General features: G+C 41.5%; 22 protein-coding genes and 1 riboswitch. Of the genes, 10 read left to right on the top strand and 12 right to left on the bottom strand.

The features are described from left to right. Nucleotides 1-124 precede the first annotated feature (124 nt). From N7E81_RS08460 to sufB, 10 genes are all read right to left on the bottom strand, one after another. Entirely contained in the window at nt 125-2347 is a 2223-nt protein-coding gene (locus N7E81_RS08460) for an NADP-dependent isocitrate dehydrogenase (RefSeq protein ID WP_263052860.1), read from the bottom strand. Between the two features lie 364 nt (nt 2348-2711). Beyond that, nucleotides 2712-3530, bottom strand: a complete 819-nt coding sequence (panB, locus tag N7E81_RS08455; RefSeq protein WP_263052859.1) for a 3-methyl-2-oxobutanoate hydroxymethyltransferase — start codon at nt 3528-3530, stop codon at nt 2712-2714. A gap of 90 nt (nt 3531-3620) precedes the next feature. After that, complete coding sequence (locus N7E81_RS08450) at nt 3621-4178, bottom strand: thioredoxin family protein (protein WP_263052858.1); 558 nt, start codon at nt 4176-4178, stop codon at nt 3621-3623. A gap of 86 nt (nt 4179-4264) precedes the next feature. After that, nucleotides 4265-4681 carry a BrxA/BrxB family bacilliredoxin gene (locus tag N7E81_RS08445; RefSeq protein ID WP_263052857.1) on the bottom strand — a complete coding sequence of 139 codons (417 nt, stop codon included), beginning with the start codon at nt 4679-4681 and terminating at the stop codon, nt 4265-4267. An 85-nt stretch (nt 4682-4766) separates the two neighbouring features. Then, nucleotides 4767-5081: an iron-sulfur cluster assembly protein gene (locus N7E81_RS08440; protein WP_263052856.1), complete on the bottom strand. Its 315-nt coding sequence runs from the start codon at nt 5079-5081 to the stop codon at nt 4767-4769. A 3-nt stretch (nt 5082-5084) separates the two neighbouring features. Then, nucleotides 5085-5516, bottom strand: coding sequence for a SufE family protein (locus tag N7E81_RS08435; RefSeq protein WP_263052855.1), 432 nt, complete (start codon nt 5514-5516; stop codon nt 5085-5087). Nucleotides 5517-5520: 4 nt separating this feature from the next. Continuing rightward, complete coding sequence (locus tag N7E81_RS08430) at nt 5521-6750, bottom strand: cysteine desulfurase (protein ID WP_317624072.1); 1230 nt, start codon at nt 6748-6750, stop codon at nt 5521-5523. A gap of 5 nt (nt 6751-6755) precedes the next feature. Continuing rightward, nucleotides 6756-8057 (bottom strand): Fe-S cluster assembly protein SufD, encoded by a 1302-nt coding sequence (sufD, locus tag N7E81_RS08425; RefSeq protein WP_263052854.1) that lies wholly within the window; start codon nt 8055-8057, stop codon nt 6756-6758. 11 nt (nt 8058-8068) lie between these two features. Continuing rightward, the gene (gene sufC, locus N7E81_RS08420) at nt 8069-8824 is read right to left on the bottom strand and encodes a Fe-S cluster assembly ATPase SufC (RefSeq protein ID WP_263052853.1); all 756 of its coding nucleotides are present in this window, start codon (nt 8822-8824) and stop codon (nt 8069-8071) included. Nucleotides 8825-8985: 161 nt separating this feature from the next. Beyond that, on the bottom strand, nt 8986-10431 hold the full coding sequence (sufB, locus tag N7E81_RS08415; protein WP_263052852.1) for a Fe-S cluster assembly protein SufB: 1446 nt from the start codon (nt 10429-10431) through the stop codon (nt 8986-8988). A 161-nt stretch (nt 10432-10592) separates the two neighbouring features. Between sufB and N7E81_RS08410 the strand changes: the two genes are divergently transcribed. From N7E81_RS08410 to N7E81_RS08395, 4 genes are all read left to right on the top strand, one after another. Continuing rightward, complete coding sequence (locus N7E81_RS08410; protein WP_263052851.1) at nt 10593-11402, top strand: VOC family protein; 810 nt, start codon at nt 10593-10595, stop codon at nt 11400-11402. Nucleotides 11403-11484: 82 nt separating this feature from the next. Further along, nucleotides 11485-11591, top strand: a riboswitch (SAM riboswitch). A 148-nt stretch (nt 11592-11739) separates the two neighbouring features. Then, a complete protein-coding gene (locus N7E81_RS08405; RefSeq protein ID WP_263052850.1) occupies nt 11740-12918 on the top strand; it encodes a homoserine dehydrogenase in 1179 nt (392 codons plus the stop codon). 127 nt (nt 12919-13045) lie between these two features. Next, complete coding sequence (locus N7E81_RS08400) at nt 13046-13666, top strand: PAS domain S-box protein (protein WP_263052849.1); 621 nt, start codon at nt 13046-13048, stop codon at nt 13664-13666. A gap of 75 nt (nt 13667-13741) precedes the next feature. Next, the gene (locus N7E81_RS08395) at nt 13742-14899 is read left to right on the top strand and encodes a tetratricopeptide repeat protein (RefSeq protein ID WP_263052848.1); all 1158 of its coding nucleotides are present in this window, start codon (nt 13742-13744) and stop codon (nt 14897-14899) included. A gap of 1 nt (nt 14900) precedes the next feature. Here N7E81_RS08395 and N7E81_RS08390 read toward each other — a convergent pair whose 3' ends face one another. Then, nucleotides 14901-15968, bottom strand: a complete 1068-nt coding sequence (locus N7E81_RS08390; protein ID WP_263052847.1) for a glycosyltransferase family 4 protein — start codon at nt 15966-15968, stop codon at nt 14901-14903. 27 nt (nt 15969-15995) lie between these two features. Further along, nucleotides 15996-16985, bottom strand: coding sequence for an NAD-dependent epimerase/dehydratase family protein (locus N7E81_RS08385; protein WP_263052846.1), 990 nt, complete (start codon nt 16983-16985; stop codon nt 15996-15998). A gap of 117 nt (nt 16986-17102) precedes the next feature. Between N7E81_RS08385 and N7E81_RS08380 the strand changes: the two genes are divergently transcribed. From N7E81_RS08380 to N7E81_RS08355, 6 genes are read left to right on the top strand one after another with little or no spacing between them, the layout of a single operon-like run. After that, entirely contained in the window at nt 17103-18032 is a 930-nt protein-coding gene (locus N7E81_RS08380) for a polysaccharide biosynthesis protein (RefSeq protein ID WP_263052845.1), read from the top strand. Nucleotide 18033: 1 nt separating this feature from the next. Further along, nucleotides 18034-19353, top strand: coding sequence for a hypothetical protein (locus N7E81_RS08375; protein ID WP_263052844.1), 1320 nt, complete (start codon nt 18034-18036; stop codon nt 19351-19353). Beyond that, on the top strand, nt 19350-20207 hold the full coding sequence (locus N7E81_RS08370) for an ABC transporter permease (RefSeq protein WP_263052843.1): 858 nt from the start codon (nt 19350-19352) through the stop codon (nt 20205-20207). Before N7E81_RS08375 ends, N7E81_RS08370 begins: the two co-directional genes overlap by 4 nt. Before the next feature lie 4 nt (nt 20208-20211). Further along, entirely contained in the window at nt 20212-21483 is a 1272-nt protein-coding gene (locus N7E81_RS08365) for an ABC transporter ATP-binding protein (RefSeq protein ID WP_263052842.1), read from the top strand. Continuing rightward, nucleotides 21465-22229 (top strand): class I SAM-dependent methyltransferase, encoded by a 765-nt coding sequence (locus N7E81_RS08360; RefSeq protein ID WP_263052841.1) that lies wholly within the window; start codon nt 21465-21467, stop codon nt 22227-22229. The genes N7E81_RS08365 and N7E81_RS08360 overlap by 19 nt, the downstream gene beginning before the upstream one ends. A 31-nt stretch (nt 22230-22260) precedes the next feature. Then, the gene (locus tag N7E81_RS08355) at nt 22261-22728 is read left to right on the top strand and encodes a glycosyltransferase family 2 protein (RefSeq protein ID WP_263052840.1); all 468 of its coding nucleotides are present in this window, start codon (nt 22261-22263) and stop codon (nt 22726-22728) included. Nucleotides 22729-23063: the final 335 nt, after the last annotated feature.

Genomic DNA, 23063 nt, shown 5'->3' with positions numbered 1-23063 from the left:
AGACGAGGTTTATAATTTCTATATCTAGCGTCTTACAATATCACCTATACCCACTACAACAACAAATAGCGTTTGCTGCAAAAATATCAAGGGTTAGTATGTTGTAAGCTTTTATCATTTCAAATTAAATGATTGTTGCTAAAAGGCCGTTCAATGTGGCACTTGGACGCATAGCTTCAGATGCCAAAGCTTCGTTTGGTTGATAATAACCTCCGATGTTTACTTCTGTTCCTTGTGCAGCCAAAAGCTCTTCGTTGATTTTATCTTCATTGGCAGCCAAAGCCTTAGACACTTCCGTGAATTTAGCTTTTAAATCAGCGTCTTTGTCTTGTGCAGCCAAAGCCTCTGCCCAATAAGTCATCAAATAGAAGTGAGACCCTCTATTATCAATTTCGTTCACTTTTCTTGATGGAGATTTACCCAAGTCCAAGAATTTGCCAGTCGCTTCGTCCAAAGCATCAGCTAGTACTTGTGCTTTGGCGTTGTCGGTGGTTTGGCTCAAGTGCTCTAGCGAAACTGCTAAGGCTAAGAACTCACCCAAAGAATCCCATCTCAAGTGACCTTCTTCGTTGAACTGCTGCACGTGCTTAGGAGCAGATCCTCCGGCGCCTGTCTCAAACAAACCTCCGCCATTCATCAATGGTACGATAGAAAGCATTTTTGCACTGGTTCCCAATTCCAAAATAGGAAACAAATCTGTCAAATAATCTCTCAGTACGTTGCCTGTTACAGAGATGGTATCTTTTCCTTCTTTGATTCTTTCCAAAGAAAATTTCGTAGCCTCTACTGGCGACTGGATCAATATTTCCAATCCATTAGTATCATGATCTTTCAAGTAAGCATTCACTTTAGTGATCAACTGCGCATCATGTGCTCTATTTTCGTCCAACCAAAAAACAGCAGGGTTGCCCGTAGCTCTCGCTCTAGATACCGCCAACTTTACCCAATCTTGGATCGGTGCATCTTTCACCTGACACATTCTGAAAAGGTCTCCTTCACCTACTGACTGCTCGATCAATACATGGCCTGCAGTATCTGTGACTTTAACTGTCCCAGCGGCATTCAACTGGAAAGTCTTGTCGTGTGAGCCATATTCTTCTGCCTTCTGAGCCATCAAACCAACGTTTGATACGCTACCCATCGTAGTCGGGTCGAATGCACCGTGCTTTTTACAGAAGTCTATAGTTTCTTGGTAGACGCCAGCATAGCATCTGTCTGGAATCACCGCTTTGGTGTCTTGTTGATTGCCTGCTGCATTCCACATTTGACCTGACGTACGGATCATCGCTGGCATAGAAGCATCGATAATCACATCACTCGGTACATGTAGGTTGGTGATTCCTTTGTCTGAATTCACCATGGCTAGATCTGGGCTGTTTTTATATACTGCTTCGATCGCTGCTTTTATTTCAGCTTCTTTGGCATGTCCAGCGATTTTAGTGTACACATCTCCTAGTCCATTGGTGGCTGTTACGCCTAATTCTGCGAATAGGTCTGCATACTTTTCGAATACTTCTGCATAGAATACTTCTACTACAGCACCAAAAATAATAGGATCAGATACCTTCATCATGGTCGCTTTCATATGCAAAGAAAACAACACGCCGTTTGCCTTAGCATCAGCAATCTCTTTTCCAACAAATGACTTTAGCGCAGACATGCTCAACACAGAAGCATCTATGACTTCGCCTGCCAAAAGACTTGTTTTTTCCTTCAATACTTGAGAAGACCCATCAGCACCTACAAATTCGATCTTCACATCAGTAGGCTCGGCTACGGTCACTGATTTTTCACTTCCATAAAAATCGCCTGCTGACATACTAGCCACATGAGATTTAGAGTCTGCAGACCAAGCACCCATCGAATGTGGGTTTTTCTTGGCAAAGTTCTTAACTGCCTTAGGTGCTCTTCTGTCCGAATTCCCTTCTCTCAAGACTGGGTTTACTGCGCTACCCAATACTTTAGCGTAAGCCGCTTTGATTTTCTTTTCTTCGTCATTGCTAGGGTTGGCAGGGTAGTCTGGCAATTTGTATCCCTGCGCTTGCAATTCTTTAATTGCTGCTTGCAATTGAGGAATCGAAGCACTGATGTTTGGCAACTTAATAATGTTGGCTTCTGGCTGGGTAGCCAATTGCCCCAATTCAGCTAGTGCATCACCGATCTTCTGATCATCCGTGAGATAATCCGATAGATTAGCAATGATTCGGCCGGCCAAAGAGATGTCTCTAGTCTCAACTTCTACTCCTGCTGCTTTGGTGAATGCCTGTACGATAGGCAAAAATGAATAAGTGGCGAGCGCGGGCGCTTCGTCAGTTTTTGTGTAAATGATCTTAGCTGTTTGTGCCATTTTTCTGTTCCTTCAATTAAATAATACCCAACATTTATTTTGATAATAGTCAGCCCGAAGACTGGAGGGGTCAGGAGTCTGAAGTTGCCCAAATTTTAGACTCTGTTGTTTTAAGGGGCGAATTTAATAAATCTTTACAGAAAGGGGGATGGATTGGTTGGTTAATAGCTGGAGGGAATGTTTTTTTATGTAAACTATTTAGCTGGGAACTTGTTGATGACAAGGCCAACAAGGGCTAGAAATTGGCAATATAGGATTTGTCAAAATTTTGATAACTTGACCCTTCCCCTCCTTTCAATAAGGCACGATTGTTTTTTCTTAGATCATTAGCCCACCTTGAAAAAACCACTCCACCAGTCATGCTCTAATAACTCTCCTTCTCACTAGGAAAGCCTTTAGCTTTTACATCCTTGATGTAGCCTTGCACGGCCTCTGTCATGATTTGGCTGATATTGGTGTATTGACGCAAGAATCTGGGCTGAAATTCTTGTGTGATACCGAGCATATCGTGTGTGACGAGCACTTGACCATCTACATGGGGTCCTGCTCCGATTCCGATGATCGGAATACTCACGGTCTCGGCGACCAGTTTGGCCAGCTTGCTTGGGATTTTCTCCAATACAATGGCATAACAACCCGTTTCTTCTAAGAGCTTAGCATCAGCAATCAACTTGTCTGCTTCAGCTTCTTCTCGTGCTCTTACTGTATAGGTGCCAAATTTGTAAATGGATTGAGGAGTCAATCCTAGATGCCCCATCACAGGTACTCCTGCACTCAAGATTCTTACAATACTTTCTTGAATCTCTGCACCACCTTCCAGCTTCACCGAATGTGCACCAGATTCTTTCATGATTTTTATTGCTGATCTTAAGGCTTCAGATGAATTGCCTTGATAACTACCAAATGGCAAATCGACTACTACGAAAGCCCTACTGATCCCTCTTACTACACCTTGCGCATGATAAATCATTTGATCCAAAGTGATTGGTAAAGTCGTCTCGTTACCAGCCATCACATTGGATGCTGAATCTCCTACGAGTAGTACATCTATACCCGCCTGATCCAATATCCGAGCCATTGAATAATCATAAGCGGTAAGCATGGAGATCTTCTCTCCACGATTTTTCATTTCTTGAAGTTGGTGCGTAGTAACTCGCTTGATATTGGACTGGTGGACGGACATTTTTGAGTATTTTCGTAAGAAGTGTTTTTGTGTATCAGTTGCTTTACAATTTTACAGCTACTCTCACGAAACACAAATACTATTGGTTAATTATTTCTTCCATTTGATCCCACATCCTATACTCGAATGCTGTTCGGTATCTATAGGAAGGCCTTCCACCAAATAGTTCAGTGCCATTTTTAATTCTTCACCTGTAACTGGGACATTGTTACCTGGTGTGGCGCCGTCCATTCGCCCACGATAAACGCACTTACCCTGGCTATCGAATACAAAAAAATCAGGCGTACAAGCTGCATCAAAAGCTTTAGCTACTTGCTGGGATTCATCATAGAGGTATGGAAAAGGAAAATTGTGCTTTTCTGCATGCTCTTTCATCAAATCAGGAGCATCTTCTGGGTAGTTCTCTACATCATTAGCGCTTATCGCTACAAAACCAACGCCTTTGTTTTGAAAATCACAAGCCAACTCAACTACCTTATCCTGTACATAAATCACATATGGACAATGATTACAAATGAACATGACGACCGTCCCTTTTTCAGATTTTACATCTGAAAGAGAAAGTGTGTTGCCAGAAACAGTATCAGGAAGTGAAAATGCCGGAGCTACAGTGCCCAACGGCATCATGGTTGATTTGGATTGAGGCATTTTTTAATGATAAAAAAATAGTGAAGAATGAATAATGAGTTTGGTCTCAGAAACTATTCATTCTTCACTATAAATTATTATTTATTTCAACAAAATTCGTCAAACACCTGTGTAAGGTGATCAGCGATCATTTCTGCACTACGTCCCTCGATGTGGTGTCTTTCGATAAAGTGTGCCAATTCACCATCTTTGAATAAAGCAATAGACGGAGATGATGGAGGGTAAGGCAAAGTAAACTCTCTCGCCTTTTGCACAGCATCTGCATCCACTCCCGCAAATACTGTAGCTAAATGTGTGGGCTTCTTATCGCTGTTGGCTACGGCCATTTTCACACCAGGGCGAGCCGCTCCTGCTGCACACCCACATACTGAGTTGACCACCAACAAAGTGGTGCCGCTGTGATCTGACAAATGCTGCTGCACTGCGTCAGCTGTTTTCAATTCTTCAAAGCCCACAGAAGTCAAATCTTCTCGCATTGGGGCTACTAGTTCTTCTGGATACATATGTGTATTATTAAAATCTTTTAATCTTATTAAATCTTCTCAAGCAAACTTACAACCCACAGACGATGGATTGAAGAGGAATGTTTTATAAAAACCCAAGTTCCAACTTGGCTGCTTCAGACATCATTTCGGTCTCATAGGGAGGGTCGAAAGTGACTTCCACATCCACTTTTCCCACACCTTCTACCTGCTCTATTTTCTGTTTGATTTCGTCAGGAATAGCCTCTGCAGAAGGGCAAGCTGGCGAAGTCAAAGTCATCAGCACATAGACATTATTGACTGGGAAAACATTGATCTCATAGATCAAACCCAACTCATATACATCTACAGGAATCTCAGGATCGTAGACCGTCTTGATTGCTGCTAGTACTTTTTCTCTTAAGTTGTTTACTTCTGCCATAACTTATTGATTAATTTTTGCCTTCATGGCTAATGCGTAAATCTGCATCTGTTTGATCATAGCCGCAAAACCATTAGATCGTTGGGTACCAATAAACCTATTCATACCTATCTTCTCGTGAAAAAATAGATCTGCGTTCAAAATATCATCAGGTGTCTGGTTGGTCAAAATTCTGACCAGCAAACTCACTAGCCCTTTGGTAATCGCCGTATTGCTATCGGCCTGATAGACCACCTTACCCTTGTTCATATCAGCATGGAGCCAGACTTTAGACTGGCAGCCTTTTACAATATTGTCGTCTGTTTGATACTGTGCAGGGAGTTCGGGTAGCTTCGCTCCCAATTCCATGACATAACCGATGGTCATTTCCATATCTCCATCGAGCATCCCAAAGTCTTCAATTATTTCGTCCTGAATGGATTGAATAGTAGCCATATACTTATTTAAACATTTTGACAACCGCCTGAAGTGCGTCTACAAAATATTTGATTTCTTCTTTTGCATTATAAACAGAGAAAGAGGCTCTCACGGTTCCTTCAATATTAAAAATCTCCATCAATGGCTGGGCACAATGATGTCCCGTACGAACTGCGATTCCCTTGGCATCTAGCAACTGTCCCAAATCGAATGGGTGTATGCCTTCGATCAAAAATGAGATTACACTCGCTTTCTTATCGGCAGTACCTATTGGTGTAAAACCTGGTACTTCTTTCAGCAATTCATTGGCATAAGCCATCAATTCATCCTCGTAATGGGCAATATTTTCCTGCCCCAAGTTCTCCACAAAGTCGATCGCAGCTTTGAAGGCAATGACTTCACCAATATTAGGTGTGCCAGCTTCAAATTTGTATGGAATATCGTTATATGTAGTTCCAGAGAAACTCACATCTTTGATCATTTCACCGCCACCTTGGTAGGGAGGCATGGCTTCTAACAAATCTCGTTTGCCATACAAGGCACCAACACCAGTAGGACCGTAAACTTTATGTGCAGAAAATGCCATGAAATCACAATCCAAAGCCTTCACGTCTAGTTTTACGTGCGGCGCTGCTTGTGCGGCATCGATCAAAACTTTAGCGTCAACTTTATGAGCCGCATTGATGATTTCTTTTACTGGGTTGATCGTACCCAGTGCATTGGATATATAGTTGACAGAGACCAATTTGGTCTTGTCCGACAACAATTTGACATACTCTTCAAAAATCAATTCTCCTTTTTCATTGACTGGGATCACCTTGAGTACTGCGCCTTTTTCCTCGCAAAGCATTTGCCAAGGGACGATATTAGAGTGATGTTCCAGTGCAGAGACAATGATTTCGTCACCTGCTCCTATGAACTTTCTACCATAGGTCGTCGCTACCAAATTGATGCCTTCGGTTGTACCTTTGGTAAAGATAATTTCCTCCGTTTCGTTGGCATTCAAAAACTTAGCTACAGCTTTACGCGTGTTCTCGAAAGCTGTAGTCGCTCGTTCTGCCAAAGTATGAATACCACGATGGATATTAGAGTTGTCTGTCTCGTAATAATGTGTCAATGCATCGATGACACATTGCGGTTTTTGCGAGGTAGCGGCATTGTCAAAATACACTAAAGGCTTGCCATTTACTTCTTGATGAAGAATGGGAAATTGCTTTCTTATTTCCTGAATATCAATTGCTGCGTCCACCATTTCACTTATATGTTCAATCTTGCGATCACTTTGTCTGTGATCTCCATTTTCAACCAGCCTAGGTTTACTTTTTCAATCACTTCGGCCATGCTAGCCAACAAAATCATCGATTTTGCCTTTTGTTTGTCAATACCTCTCGCCCTAAGGTAGAAGATCGCTTCTTCGTCGAGTTGCCCTGTAGTACATCCATGTGAGCACTTCACATCATCTGCCCAAATCTCTAACTGGGGTTTGGTGTTTATTACGGCATCGTCGGACAAAAGGATGTTTCCATTCGACTGAAAAGCATTAGTTTTCTGTGCTGCTTGTTGTACAAATATCTTCCCATTGAAAACGCCACGAGACTGATCGTCCATAATGCCTTTGTATAGCTCGTTGCTATTACAATTTGGCTTGCGGTGATCTACTGTGGTGTGATTATCCACATGTGTTTTTCCTTTGGTCAAGTACAAACCAAACATGTTACTTTCGCAGCCTTCTCCGTCCACTTCGATATGCAGGTTGTTTCTCACCACTTCACCATCCAATGTAAATACATACGAAGAGAAAGTACTATCTCTTTCCTGATACACACGGGTATTTCCGATGTAAACAGCCTTTGGTGATTCTTCTTGAATCTTGTAGAGACTCACACGAGCATTTTGCTTTACAATGTAGTTTTTAGACTCATTGATAAAGGTACTCTCATTGCCAAATGACAAATGGAAATGAACAAAGTCAGCTTGGCTATTTTCATTGGCCAAGTAAATATTTTTAATAAAGCCATGATTGGCATTGCCATCATTTACAGAAATATAATAGCAAATCACAGGGGCAGCCACTACTTTCCCTTTGGCAATTTGAGCAACTACACCATCGTTAGCATACACATTGTTTTGCGCAGCAAATGGGTCTGAATCATCTTTAAACAATTCGTTCACATCATTCGATGCAGCGTAATCTTTCAATGACTCGATGGTCAATTGCTCCGAAGGAGAAATGACTATAGAATTATCTACATCATATTTTCCATTCACAAAAAACAGCACGTTTGCTCCTTCGTGTTTGGCACGAATGTCATCAATCAGCTCCTGCGGCACTTGATCAATATCAGCATATTTCGACAAGTCGAATTTACTACTGATGGCTTTTGTCAGTTTTGTGAATTTGTACTCTTCAGCTCTAGGCCCAGGAAAACCATTATCCTTCAAGAAGTTGAGCGCCTTTTTACGGTTTTCACCCAATTGAGGAATGGCGCTACCGTTCATGTTGGCAACGAATTGTGCTGCCTGATCCACTAGTTCCTGACCAAATATTTTTTTATCCAAATCGCTCATTCTTAAGCTTCTTCTAATTCTTTGATGATCCAGTCGTACCCTCTTTCTTCTAGTTCTAGTGCCAAGTCTTTGGTACCCGATTTTACGATTCTACCTTTGTACAAAACATGTACAAAATCAGGCACGATATAGTCCAATAGCCTTTGGTAATGTGTAACCACTATGGTCGCATTGTCCGCAGACTTGAGGGCATTCACGCCGTTGGCCACGATTCTCAAGGCATCGATATCCAAGCCAGAATCAGTTTCATCCAAGATGGCAAGTTTTGGTTCCAACATGGCCATCTGAAAAATTTCATTCCTTTTCTTTTCTCCACCAGAGAAGCCTTCGTTGAGCGAACGACTCAACAATGATTGATCAATTTCGACCAAGGCCATTTTCTCTTTCATACGCTTCAAGAATGCTACTGCATCTAAAGGCTCTAGTCCTTTATGCTCACGGATTTGGTTCAAAGCCGTTTTCATAAAATTGGTGGTTGTCACCCCAGGGATTTCTACAGGATACTGGAAAGCCAAAAATATCCCTTCTCTTGCTCTTTCTTCTGCAGCTAAATCCAGAAGATCCTGCTCTAGGTATTCCACTTCTCCTCCTGTGACTTCGTATTCTTCTCTACCGGCAAGCACAGATGCCAAAGTACTTTTACCAGAGCCATTAGGCCCCATGATGGCATGTACTTCTCCTGGCTTTACTTCAAGGTTGATTCCTTTTAGGATTTCCTTCTCTTCTACTCGAGCCTGTAAATTTTTTATTTTTAACATGTCTTATGTTCAAAATTTGATATTCAAAGTTCAAGATTCACCTGCGTGATCTTTTGTTTCCTTGAATTCTGAATTCTTTAACTATTTAATAAAACCTGAAATTTATTGACTAATGCTTAGGCATTTTTCAGGGTTTTCAATTCATCTTAATGATCTATTTTTTATCCGACAGATCCCTCAAGCGTCAATGCCAACAGCTTCTGAGCTTCGACGGCAAACTCCATAGGTAGCTGGTTAAGTACTTCCTTGGCATATCCATTGACGATCAATGCTACAGCATTTTCCTCGTCTATACCACGCTGAGTACAATAGAATATCTGATCCTCACCTATTTTCGAAGTAGTTGCTTCGTGCTCTACGTGAGCAGATGAATTTTCGATATCTATGTATGGAAATGTGTGTGCACCGCATAGATCTCCTACTAAAAGTGAATCACATTGTGAGTGGTTTCTCGCATTTTTTGCGCGCTTCATCACTTGCACCTGACCTCTGTAGCTATTTTGAGAATGCCCTGCTGATATGCCTTTGGACACGATTCTAGATTTGGTGTTTTTACCAATATGAATCATTTTAGTTCCAGTATCTGCTTGCTGATAGTTGTTGGTCACGGCTACAGAATAAAACTCGCCCACAGAATAATCTCCTTTCAAAATACAAGAAGGGTATTTCCAAGTGACCGCCGAACCTGTTTCTACTTGTGTCCATGAAATCTTGGAATGATCACCAGCACAGATTCCTCGCTTCGTTACGAAGTTGTAGATACCACCTTTGCCATTTTTATCGCCAGGGTACCAGTTTTGTACCGTCGAGTATTTCACTTCAGCATTTTTGTGTGCTACGATCTCTACGACTGCTGCATGCAATTGATTTTCATCACGCATAGGCGCTGTACATCCTTCTAGATAGCTCACATACGATCCTTCATCTGCCACGATCAACGTTCTCTCAAACTGACCTGTATTGGCCGCATTGATACGGAAGTAAGTAGACAATTCCATAGGGCACCTTACGCCTTTGGGAATATAGCAGAACGAGCCATCTGAGAATACTGCTGAGTTCAAAGCCGAATAATAGTTGTCCGACTTAGGCACTACAGAGCCAATGTATTGCTTGATCAACTCTGGATGCTCTTTGACTGCCTCACTAAAAGAGCAGAAAATAATCCCCAGCTTCCCCAGTGTATCCTTAAAGGTAGTCGCTACCGAAACAGAATCAATTACCGCATCTACTGCCACACCTGTCAGGCGCTTTTGCTCTGTAAGTGATATACCTAATTTCGCAAAAGTTTCTAGCAATTCTGGATCTACATCATCCAGACTCTCAGGTGTTTTCTTTTGCTTAGGTGCAGAATAATACTTGATATCTTGATAATCGATCTTTGGATATTTTACATTGGCCCAGCTAGGTTCTTTCATCGCTTTCCATTTGGCAAACGCATCTAACCTCCACTCAAGCATCCACTCGGGCTCATTTTTCTTTTTAGAAATAAACCGAACCGTATCTTCGTTTAGACCCTTGGGTGCCTCATCAGCCTCCAAGTCTACCGACCAACCGTGTTCGTATTCTTTTGAGGTGAATTCCTCTAATATTTGATCATCTTTACTCATTCGAAAATGGAATAATTTAGACTGATTTTAAATAGGCTCAAAATTACTACGATTAATCGAGGATGTCGATTCATGTCTATAGTTTTTTTTGAAACGCAGATAGACTCCGCCTATATCACCGCTATTTATTTTATTTTAGCCTCAAAGCTATTCATAGATTTATGACTCAACCCAGCAAATACGTACTAACATTAATTTTTCTACTCAATCTCGTCATTCATGCCCCAGTTGCACTGGCGCAAAGTGCCAATAGTGACTTTCAGCTAAGCGGTGCCACCATCGTGGCAAAAGACGTAAAACTGAGTGCTACATGGTATAGAAAATACCTAGACATCGCCATCAAAGAATATAAGCCACAGCAACATGTGAAAATGAGAACTGGCGAATTTGATCTGCTGATCCGACAAGGCAAAAACATACTCCTTCGCAATCAAATCAAATTCCCAAAAGGCAAAAAATACGTGAATGGCATTAATAAAATTGGCTTTTCTACGAATCAATTTGAAGAGGTTCGCGAGCGACTTTTAGCTTCTGGCCAGAAACTCATAGAAGATGTGACAGAAGACAAAAATCTAAACATGCAGTATATTCTGACCTCCGATCCCGACGGCAACACCGTACAGATATTCAATGATCCTATACCTTCAGATAGCATCATGACCCGAGCCATGTTTTTCTCAATTACCTCCTCTGATTATATCAACACGATGAGATGGTATGAAGAAAATTTTGATTTTACAGAAGTCAAAATCGTAGATGAATCCAAAATCCATTTTCAAAACTTACTTCAAAAAGGCAATGTAATCTTCGAAATCATTCACTTGCCTTATGAATCCCTAGAGACCACAGAGTTTATGCCACTAGACAGAGAACTCGCCTCTTTTGAAGAATTAAAATTCAAAAGTGGAACAGGAAAAGCCACCAATTTTGAAATGGACAACAATGCCAACAAAGTGCAGTGGCTTCACTAAAATCGAAAGAATCCGTTCGGTTTCTTGCAGAAGAAAAGTGATGCCCCTTATCTTTGGATTCGTTCTAAATAACATATTGGATAACTTATCAAGAAAGGTGGAGGGATTTGGCCCTACGAAACCTTAGCAACCCTTGTCGGAAACGACGCAGAAGGTGCTAACTCCAATCCCAACAGGGACAGATAAGCAAAACGGATAGCCTTTATCTTAAAATAAAGCATGTAATGATATCCTTTTTAGCTTGTCTGAAAAGGACTTTTATTACCCTCTCAGATCATCAATTCTTGAAAAGTTTCCTGTAAAATTTTTAAAGGAAACAACTGCATTCAGCACCAAAATGAAAAATCTTAAATTAGGCATATTCGGCTTCGGCTGTGTAGGGCAAGGTCTCTATCACGTCTTACAACAATCCAATGCAATCAATTCAGAAATTGTAAAAATATGCATCAAAGACTTGAATAAACCTAGGCCTTTGGACAAGTCTTACTTTACCAACCAGAAAGACGACTTACTTCAAAATGATGATATCGATGTGATTGTAGAGCTCATTGACGATGCAGAGGCAGCCTTTAGCATTGTATCTACAGCTATGAACAATGGCAAATCCGTGGTCTCGGCCAACAAAAAAATGATTGCTGAGCATATGGAAGAATTATTGGCACTACAAGAAAAAAACAAGGTATCCTTTCTATACGAAGCCTCTTGCTGCGCCAGTATTCCTATCATCCGAAATCTGGAAGAGTATTACGACAATGATTTGTTGACCTCATTAGAAGGAATCTTTAACGGTTCTACCAACTTTATCCTGACCAAACTACTAACAGGTGGACAAACCTTTGATGAAGTACTGAAAGAAGCCCAAAATCTTGGGTTTGCCGAAAGCGACCCCACACTCGATGTAGAAGGCATCGACCCAAAATACAAACTGTGCATCTTGCTGTTTCATGCTTTTGGCTTGATTGCTAAGCCTGACGACATTTTTAATTATGGGATTTCGAAAATCAATACTTTCGACATCAACTATGCCCAAAGACACAACTATTCTATCAAACTCATCTCCAAATGCCGAATCGTAGATGAAAAAATAGAGGCCTACTGTCTACCTACATTCTTACCCAATGATGCTGTACTCTCACAAACAAACAACGAATACAATGCTGTGATACTCGAAACAGCTTTTGCCGAAAGTCAGCTTCTCTACGGCAAAGGTGCGGGAGACAAACCAACAGGGTCGGCTGTACTTTCGGACATCTCTGCTCTCAATCATGACTACAAATATGAATACAAAAAAAATGCACGTAATCATGGTAAACTTGCTTTATGTGAAGATTTTAAATTGCGGCTATATGTCAGGTACAACGACTCCACTCCTCCACTCGAAGATTTTGAGAGTATTGAGGAAAAATACGCTAGTAAACAAGGTAATTTCTTAGTAGGCACGATCCAATTGAAACATCTAAAACACTCCAATTGGATTAATGAAGCTAGTATTAGCCTCATCGTATTAAACAACTAAACCCACAATACCCCATGAACGAATAGAACATTCTTTTGTCCCTTAAATCATACTCTACAAAAAAAATCTCTATTCAGACCAATATATTCAACTCATATTGATAAATTTTCGCCCCTAACCATCAGCAATGAGAGAGCATAATACAGAAAAACTGCAAGAGACCTTGCAGCTACTAGAGGCTATACAGGATAGCACTACGGTCGCCAATTTGGTGGTCGCAGCCGACTATAGTATTGTCTCATTCAACCGACGGTTTAGAGAATTCTTATTAAAATATTGGTCTCATGAAGTGTCTATTGGCGAAAGCTCTATCAACTTCATACACCCTGACAACCTAGCAGATTTCAAAAGAGAATTTGCTCAAGCGTTAGACGGAAAGGTTATTCGAGCCGAACATAGTTTTACTACTTTGAATGGTAGGACCATGTGGATAGCCGTAGAGTACCACCCCGTAAAAGTAATGACTGATCAAGGCAGCAAAGTCGCACTCTCTTTTCGCAACGTGACCCGAGAGCGCTTATATGAGAAAAAAATCACCGCTCAAAACAAAAAACTCAAAGAAGTGGCTTTCGTTTCTGCACACCAGCTACGTGGCCCAATCACATCCTTGCTCGGACTGACCAACCTACTCTCCGACCAACCTGCCGACTGGAACGATACCAAACTCTACCTAGCCAAAATAAAAGAGCTATCAGACAAAATAGATATCGAAATCAGAAGCCTTGTAGGCAAAACGGAAGAAATTTAAATCCGCACTTACAGACATAGTCGTATTTGTTTAGCTTGTATTAGCTTTATGCCTAAAAAATCTTCATCATATTAAATGCGAACACTGTCTCTTCTTGTCGTTTTCACCCTTAGCCTAGCTAAGCTCAGCGCCCAAACTGCGGACAGCATCCCTGTGCTACTCACAGACACCGAGATTCAAATCGAGTGCACCGAAGGCATTAATAGCATGTACAATTTTGATTTCAAAAGAGCGGATTCTCAGTTTCGTTGGCTGAAAGGAAAATATGGCTGGCATCCGCTACCCTATTTCCTTTTAGGTTTGAGCCAATGGTGGCGTATCGTACCCAACATACAAAACACTCAGTATGACTCCGCATTCATTGCTTATATGGACAGTACTATACTTGTAGCTGAAAACATATTCGATCATGGCAGTGAGGTAGAAGGCGGTTTCTTCTTGTCTGCCGCCTATGCATTCAAAGGACGACTATATGCCGAAAGGCACGCTTGGCGCAAAGCAGCTACAGCGGGGAAAAATGCCATGAAATATTTGGACTACTGTAGAGATCAAGAAGAGTTTGGCCCTGAGATTTTATTTGGCGATGCCCTTTATAACTACTACTCGGTGTGGATTCCAGAAAACTACCCGATACTCAAACCGATCATGATGTTTTTCAGAGATGGAGATAAAGAATTAGGCTTGAGCCAACTCAAAGAAGTAGCCAACTATGCTTTTTTTACCCGTACAGAAGCACAGTACTTTCTCATGCGAATCATGGCCAATGAAGAGCACGATCGTAGGTCGGCCTTATTTATCTCACAATATCTACACGAAACCTTTCCCAACAACTCATACTTCCATCGGTTTTATGCGCGTATGCTTTATTCGTCTGGTCAATACAGCAAAGCAGAAAAAGAGGCTAAATCAATCATTGCTAAAATAGACCAAAACTACACAGGCTATGAACAAAACAGCGGACGCTATGCCGCCTTTTTCCTAGGTGAAATCAATGCACATCGAGATGAACCAGAGGTAGCTGAGTCTTACTACAAACTTTGTGTCAAATATGGTGATGAAATAGGAGCACAACGAATGGGATACTACCTCTACTCTGTACTGAACCTAGGCCGATATGCCGCAGATCGTGGAGACAAGGAACTGGCCAAGGAGCAATTCAAAAAAGTAAAAAAGCTGTCCGACAAGAAAGACCGAACCTATGATCTGGCCAAGGACTATTTGAAGAGTTTATAATTTATTTGAATAATTCAAGGAAGTTATTCGCATTCGAACCTACCGAATAATGCGCTTCTACCTTCTGTCTGCCTGCCTCGCCTAAACGTTTACACAAACGCCTGTCCGATATTAATTCTTTCAATTTCTGATAATAATCATCAGCCGAAACACAATGATAACCATGCACATCAGGCGTCACTATCTCTGCATTGACTCCAACTGGCGAGACTAAAACAGGCTTTTCGAGTGCCATAAACTGTAGCGCCTTGAATCCACATTTTCCTTTGGCCCATAGATCGTCGGCCAAAGGCATTACCCCTATATCAATGAGATTTAGATCGGCAATCTCAGTGCTTTTGCTCCATGCAATAAACCTCTGATTTGGCATGGGGGTTTCTGGCTCCTTATCCGCAATAACTTGAAACACAAAATCGTACTCCAAAGCCAACTGTACTAACGGTTGCCTCAGTAGCTCCAGATACTTTAAAGTAGAATGTGTCCCCGTCCACCCAATCACTACAAGATCATTGTTTTGAACACTCGGCTTATGCCGATAAGTGGTATCAATAGTCGTTGGGTTGTAATGAACTCTTTGGTTGAATAACCTGGCATGATCCATTAGGTATTGATTGCCAGCGCTGACGGCATAGCTCCAGCCTATGATTTTATTGATCTTTTCAGGAAATTTCAATTTTGAAATCAAACTATTTTCCACACTGGTATTAGGCATCCATATGGCATCATCAAAATCGTAAATCAAGCGCTTTCTCCACACTTTGACTATCAGCCATTCAATAAACGGAAAACCTAACGGAGTAGCCTCTCGATGTACAAACACAAAATCATAACGGTGGGCACTGATTAATAGCCCAACTCGACGAATAAAGCCCAACAAAATTCCCCATATTTTCTGAATAGCGTACCCTTCCTTATAGAGCACCTTCCAAGTAGCCTCATCTATAAAAGACTGACTTTCATAATAAATGCCATGCTCTACAAGCAAATTCAAATATTGCTCGAATCGGAAACGCTGTGAACCCGCCGTATCTTTAGGGTATGGCGTAAGAAAAAGAATCTTTTTAGACATGTTCATAGAAGTGAAGCGCAATTTATATTATTTCCAAAAAGGAGGAAGTTTTTTGGAAATCTCTAAAAGTTCAAATTTTTTGCTTGGCAAATGATTGCTGGATTTTGCCCATTCAGCCATTTTCATTAGACCATCTCGTAGGGGAGTTTGCTGATAGGCACCAACTATCTCGCAAAGTTTACCATGAGAAGCAAAAGCATGCTGCACTTCATTTCTTTCTTCGAGATGATTGATTTTCCCATGTACACCCATCACCTGCATCACCAGCTCGGCCAGTGTTTTGACCGAACACGCATCGTCTGCCCCTATATTAAACACTTCCCCATACATGGCCTTATTCTCTACAGCTGCAGCTATCACAAGAGCCATGTCACTCACATAACTAAAAGCACGAGTCTGACCCCCATCTCCAAAGACTGACAATGATTCCCCTTTCATCAATTGATTCATGAAAATACCAATAACATTTCTGTATTTGTCTGAAATATTCTGTCGCTCCCCATAAACATTATGCGGTCTGAAAATCACATAATCTAACCCAAACATCTCTTTGGAAACTTTCAATTCTTGTTCAACAGCAAATTTGGCTATACCATAGGGATCTTCTGGCTGAGGATTCATTTCTTCTGTCATGGGTGGTGTCTGTCCTCCGTATACAGCTATAGACGAGGTAAACACAAAACATTTGATTTCATGTTTGACTGCTTCGTTGATCAGATTTACACTTCCGATCAGGTTGTTTTGATAATTAAACCTTTTGATGAAATGGCTTAAACCTTCTGCTGCATAAGCTGCCAAATGATAGATATAGTCTATTTTATATTTATCAAAAACCTGAGCAAGCAAAACAGGATCGGTAATGGATCCTTTCACAAAAACTGCCTTTGAAGGCACGTTCATTAAGCTTCCTCCACTCAGATCATCTAATACAATAACTTTATGACTTTGAGCGATTAGCACTTCAGCCACATGGCTTCCAATAAACCCGGCTCCGCCGGTAACTAGAGAAATAGGCATTAATATTTTTTTATCAAAAGTAAATGAAGAAGTGAGTTTAATAATTCAGTCTGCTAAATTTCTTAATTCATCGAAATATTAGAATCTGGATTTAGCCAAATCCCTTAACTTCGAAGCATGCTGAACCACCAGTCTATATTCATCACAGGAGGAACCGGAACATTAGGTAGTGCTTTTCTACATAAAATACTGGCAACATATCCCCAAATAAATACAGTCACCATCTATTCTCGTGACGAAATGAAACAGTATGAACTGAGAAGAAGGTACCCTTCAGTGAAATACCCTATGATCAGATGGGTGATCGGTGACATCCGAGACCAAGAAAGACTGCATGACAAAATGAAAGGTGCTGATCTTGTAATTCATGCAGCTGCCATGAAGCACATCCCCATTTGTGAAGAAAATCCCGAAGAATGTCTAAAAACCAATGTAACGGGCACTAAAAATGTCATCCACGCGGCCTTGGATAACAACGTAAAACAAACGATTCTCTGCTCGACAGACAAATCTGTAGACCCTATATCGATTTATGGCAACTCCAAACAAGCTGCTGAAAAACTGTTTCTCAATGCAAGCAATGAACACTCCAAGTTTGCAATCATCCGCTTAGGCAATATCTGGGGGTCTCGCGGATCAGTAGTGCCGCTCTTTAAGGAAATCGGAGAATCAGGAAAATTACCCATTACCCACCCAAACATGAGTCGGTTTTTCTGTACAGAAGAACAAATGACAGATAGCCTATTTTACACCCTAGAAACCATGCAGGGTGGTGAAATTGTGATTCCTAAGATGATTGCTAGAAAAATCACAGACATTGCCCGTGAAATAGCTCCTAATGCCACTCATCAGATAGTCGGATTGCGAGGATTTGAAAAAATCAGTGAAAAATTGGTTTCAGACATCGAACTACCAAGAACCTCAGAAAACGCCTACTACTGGATCATCAATTCCTCGGCACCAAGCACCACTCAAATAGTCAAAGATGCACGTGAGCTGGATAGTCAGTATGCCAGCAAAACTATTTTCAACTATCTGTTGAACTAATATGGGGCTACAGGATTTGATCGTGACTCCATTCTACTTTGCCATCCTGCTGATGCTGGCCTACATCATTCGCCCAGCGGTGACGAGTCCTCAGACCAAACCCTACTTCATCCCTGGCTTATTAGGCAAGTTCGTAGGAGCGCTGGCGTTAGGCCTGATTTATCAGTTTTACTACGGGGGCGGCGATACGTTTACTTTCCATACACATGGCAGTCGGTGGATCTGGCAGGCCTTCATAGACAGTCCTCTGACGGGCTTGAAACTGCTACTCAGCCCCGCGGGCACATACGATGGCGGTATCTATCAGTATAGTTCTAAAATTTGGATGTATCGTGATGAGGCTTCTCTTTTTGTGATTAAAATCACTGCTTTTTTTGATCTATTCACCGGCGCGACCTACAGCGCTACAGCGCTTTTCTTTGCCACTTTTGCATTTAGTGGGCACTGGGCCATGTTTTCGGTATTTCAAAAAATGTATCCCCACCGAACAAAACATCTTGCCATCGCTTGCTTGTTTATACCTTCAGTTGTTTTCTGGGGATCTGGCATACTCAAAGACACGATTACTTTGGCTGCCTTGTGCTGGATGACTTATGCGTTACTACGCATGACTATTTTCAACAAAGTTACGTTGATTAATCTATTCTTGATTCTATTTATGGGCTGGATGATCTTTGCGATCAAAATCTATATCCTACTGTGCTTTCTGATAGCCGCATCTGTATTTCTATATTTTCAATATATATCTGCCATCCGAAACCCATTATTTAAGATTGCACTGGCACCACTGCTCATCACTATATTTCTCGGGGGCGGATGGCTTGCCATGGAAAAGATCGCAGCAGAAGACAGCCGATATGCACTGGACAACATCGCCCAAACCGCCATGGTTACTGCCTACGACATCCGCTATGGCTGGGGCGCCCGACATGGCGACAACTCAGGGTACACACTAGGAGAATTGGACGGAAGTATAGGTAGCCTTATCAAACTCGCTCCCCAAGGCGTGATTGTCACTTTATTTAGACCTTGGCCTTGGGAAATCAAAAACCCATTGATGCTCTTGGCGGCATTAGAAAGTCTAATATTACTAATCACAACCATCTATATATTCACCAGAAAAAACAGATTTCCCATTTTCTCTTTGCTCAAACACCCTATTCTCATTTTCTGTCTTAGTTTTGCCGTCCTATTTGCTTTTGCTGTAGGCGTAAGTACTTACAATTTTGGAACCTTGATGCGATATAAAATACCAGTGATGCCTTTTTATGCTTTGTTCTTAGTGCTACTAAGCAACCGACCTAACCCTCTAGCCAAATGAGCAAAGGAACTGAAGATAGTAACTGGGATACGATCATCCTACCAGAGCGAGGCTTGCTCGACATTCACTTTCGGGAAATTTGGAAGTATCGTGATCTACTGCGCATGTTTGTGAAAAGGGATTTTGTCACCTACTACAAACAAACCATCTTAGGCCCCTTGTGGTTTTTTATCCAGCCGATCTTCACCACACTGACCTATATGCTTGTTTTTGGCAATGTTGCCAAAATATCGACCGATGGTATGCCACAAATTTTGTTTTACATGAGTGGCGTCACGGCTTGGAACTACTTCTCAGAGTGCTTCAACAAGACTTCCACGGTATTCAAAGACAACCAAGCCATTTTTGGCAAAGTCCACTTTCCTAGACTCATTACTCCATTGAGTATTGTCATTTCCAATCTGGTTAAGTTTGCCATACAGCTACTCCTCTTTATTTCTATTCTGGCCTATTATCTATGGACAGGTTCTACGGTGCAGCCCAACATGGCGTTGCTACTTACTCCCGTCCTTATCCTGCTGATGGCCGCTTTGGGGCTAGGTGCTGGCATGATCATCACCTCCCTTACTACCAAATACAGAGACTTGGTTTTTCTGTTGCAGTTTGGCATCCAACTACTCATGTACGCTACGCCAGTCATCTACCCGCTATCGACTATTCCAGATAAGTACCAATGGATCATCATGGCCAATCCTATGTCGGGCATCATCGAGACTTTTCGATATGCGTTTCTAGGTTCAGGCCAACTCAACTGGCAGTTGCTAGGTTATGACGCCTTTATAACAGTCGTGATTTTAATTGCAGGTATATTGGTCTACAACAAGACCGAAAGAAGTTTCATGGATACGGTATAAGGATATGAGTGAGATCGCCATCAAAGTAGAAAATCTATCGAAACAATACCGCCTCGGACAAATCGGGACTGGCACCATTAGTCACGACCTTAACCGTTGGTGGCACAGCATCCGTGGGAAGGAAGACCCCTATCTCAAAATCGGAGAAGCCAACGATCGAGCGACCAAGGGCAATAGCGAATACGTCTGGGCACTCCAAAACATCAACTTTGAAGTAAAACAAGGAGAGGTCCTCGGCATCATCGGCAAAAACGGCGCAGGAAAATCCACCCTACTCAAAATACTCTCCAAAGTAACCAGCCCCACGACTGGCAGCATCAAAGCCAGAGGCCGCATCGCCTCATTGCTAGAGGTCGGCACGGGCTTCCACCCTGAAATGACCGGTCGCGAAAACATATTCATGAACGGCACCATCATGGGAATGAATCGCCATGAAATCCGAGCCAAGTTAGACGAAATCGTAGAATTTGCAGGGATCGCCAAGTATCTGGACACGCCCGTCAAACGCTACTCCTCAGGCATGACGGTACGCCTAGGATTCGCCATCGCTGCGCACCTAGAGCCCGAAATCCTCATCGTAGACGAAGTACTCGCTGTAGGAGATGCCGAGTTCCAAAAGAAAGCGATTGGCAAGATGCAGGATGTAAGTAAAGGAGAAGGGAGAACCGTATTGTTCGTCAGTCATAATATGAGTTCTATCACCAAACTCTGTACCCGTAGTTTGGTGATGGAGCAAGGAAAAGTGTCGTTTGCAGGAGATGTATTGAAAGGGCTGTCTCATTACATGGGAGGCAACCACATAGAAGACCTGTACCAAAGAAAAGACAGAAAAGGTAATGGCAGTTTACGTGTCCGTAGTATAGAGGCCTATGCACTCAGTGATGGAAATAAAACTAAGCCTCAGACAGGGCACGACATGTACATAACTTTTCTGTTTGAACAAGCCCTTCCTGATACATTAGGAGACTTTAGACTTGACTTTAGGATAGACAACAACATAGGAGTACGACTACTTTGGTTGAGTACAGATCTACATGATGCTAGCTTTCAGATGGCAGACAATGAACTTACACTTCTCATTCCTAACTGCCCACTAAATGAAGGTCGGTATTTTATTACGCACTACCTTACAATGAAAAATGACGTCTGCGACTGGGTACAGCACTCTTATACACTCGATATAGAAGGCGGTCAATTTTACAGGTCGGGAAGAAACGTACCCAAAGAACAAAGTGATTTACTGATCAATTTTGAAATATGCTCAAGCAAAAAATAAAACGCCGGATTAGGAACTTTCTCACTGGACTAGACTTGCCTCACCTACAAGCCATTCGCTGGCAACTAGATGATATCTCGGCACAAACAACGCTCAACAACAGCTATCAATTTTCCAGCTATTTTCCGCAAACCAATTGGTCCTTGCGCCCTGCTACTTTGGTCCACATCCTAAATGACATCACCATCAACCAACGCAAACGGATCGTTGATTTTGGTTGTGGTGCATCAACCATCTACATGGCCAAGCATATAAAATGTAGTAACCTAGACGCCAAAATTTATGCAATCGATGAAAGTCAAGAATGGATAGATGTAATGCTCATTTTTTTGAAACAAGAAAACCTTGACGAGATAGTTACTTTTGTTCATGCCCCACTTGCCAAATCGGAATTATCCATTAGCGAAGAAAACAAATGGTACAACCAAAACACACTGAAACATGCTATAGGCAAAGATAAAATTGATTTAGCAATAGTTGATGGGCCAGTTGGAAACTCATCTCCATTTGCAAGGTATGGTGCCATACCCTTTCTCAAAGAGATCTTCGCAGAACGATATTCGGTCTTTTTAGATGATGCTGACAGAAAAGAGGAGTTAATCATTGTTAATCAATGGGAAAAACTACTAAATGTAAGTGTTCAGGATTACAATCGCTATAAAGTCTTTACCACAGATCAGCAATTTTCTACTCGACCTCTTTTTAAGATGTATGATAAATTATTTAGAAGCCATTACTTATCTTGATCCATCCTAATTCCATAAGTTTATTGTCCAAATGATTGCTCAGCCCTTGGTATCGATTATCATCCCGTCATTCAACAGGGAAGCACTTATCGCTGAAACGCTACAATCCGTACTCGATCAGACCTACCCAACCTGGGAATGTTTGATCGTAGACGACGGATCAATAGATGGCACCAAGGCTGTAGCTCAAAGCTTTATAGAAAAAGACGCCCGTTTCAAATGGCTGGAACGCCACAGAGAGCCAAAAGGAGCTCCTACTTGTCGAAACATTGGAATTGAAAAAAGTAAAGGAGAGTATGTGATTTTTTTGGATAGTGATGACTTACTTTATCCCCACTGTATAGAAAAAAGGACTCTAATCATTAACAAAGAGTTTCCCGATGTACTTGTTAGTCAAGGAGACATTTCCCGTCACGGTGAAATTATTGTCAACAACTTTAATAAAATAGACTCTTCTTTTGATTCAGAAAAAAACCTTTCCGCCTACTTTAAAAAATAAATTGGCAAACAACCTCTCCCACTTGGAAAAAAGAAACTCTCAATAACATCTTTTGGAATGAAAACTTACTTGACTGGCAAGATCGAGAGCTCCATATTAAAGCACTACTAACTCACCCTATTATTTGTTATAACCTTCATGCTGATTATGCATTAAGAATGGACAGACAGGATAGCATTTCAAGCCGAATCTTTGACCCTAATAGAATTATCAAGAGACTAATAGAGTTAAGGCAATTATCGAGAACTCTTCCTCACAAATATCAATTAACATTTGAAAAACACCTTTATTTAGATTTCATTAATACAATGGAACAACAGAGCATATCAAACTGG

The sequence above is a fragment of the Reichenbachiella carrageenanivorans genome (assembly GCF_025639805.1).
GTDB classification, from domain to species: domain Bacteria; phylum Bacteroidota; class Bacteroidia; order Cytophagales; family Cyclobacteriaceae; genus Reichenbachiella; species Reichenbachiella carrageenanivorans.
This window is presented reverse-complemented; position numbering and strand designations above follow the sequence as displayed.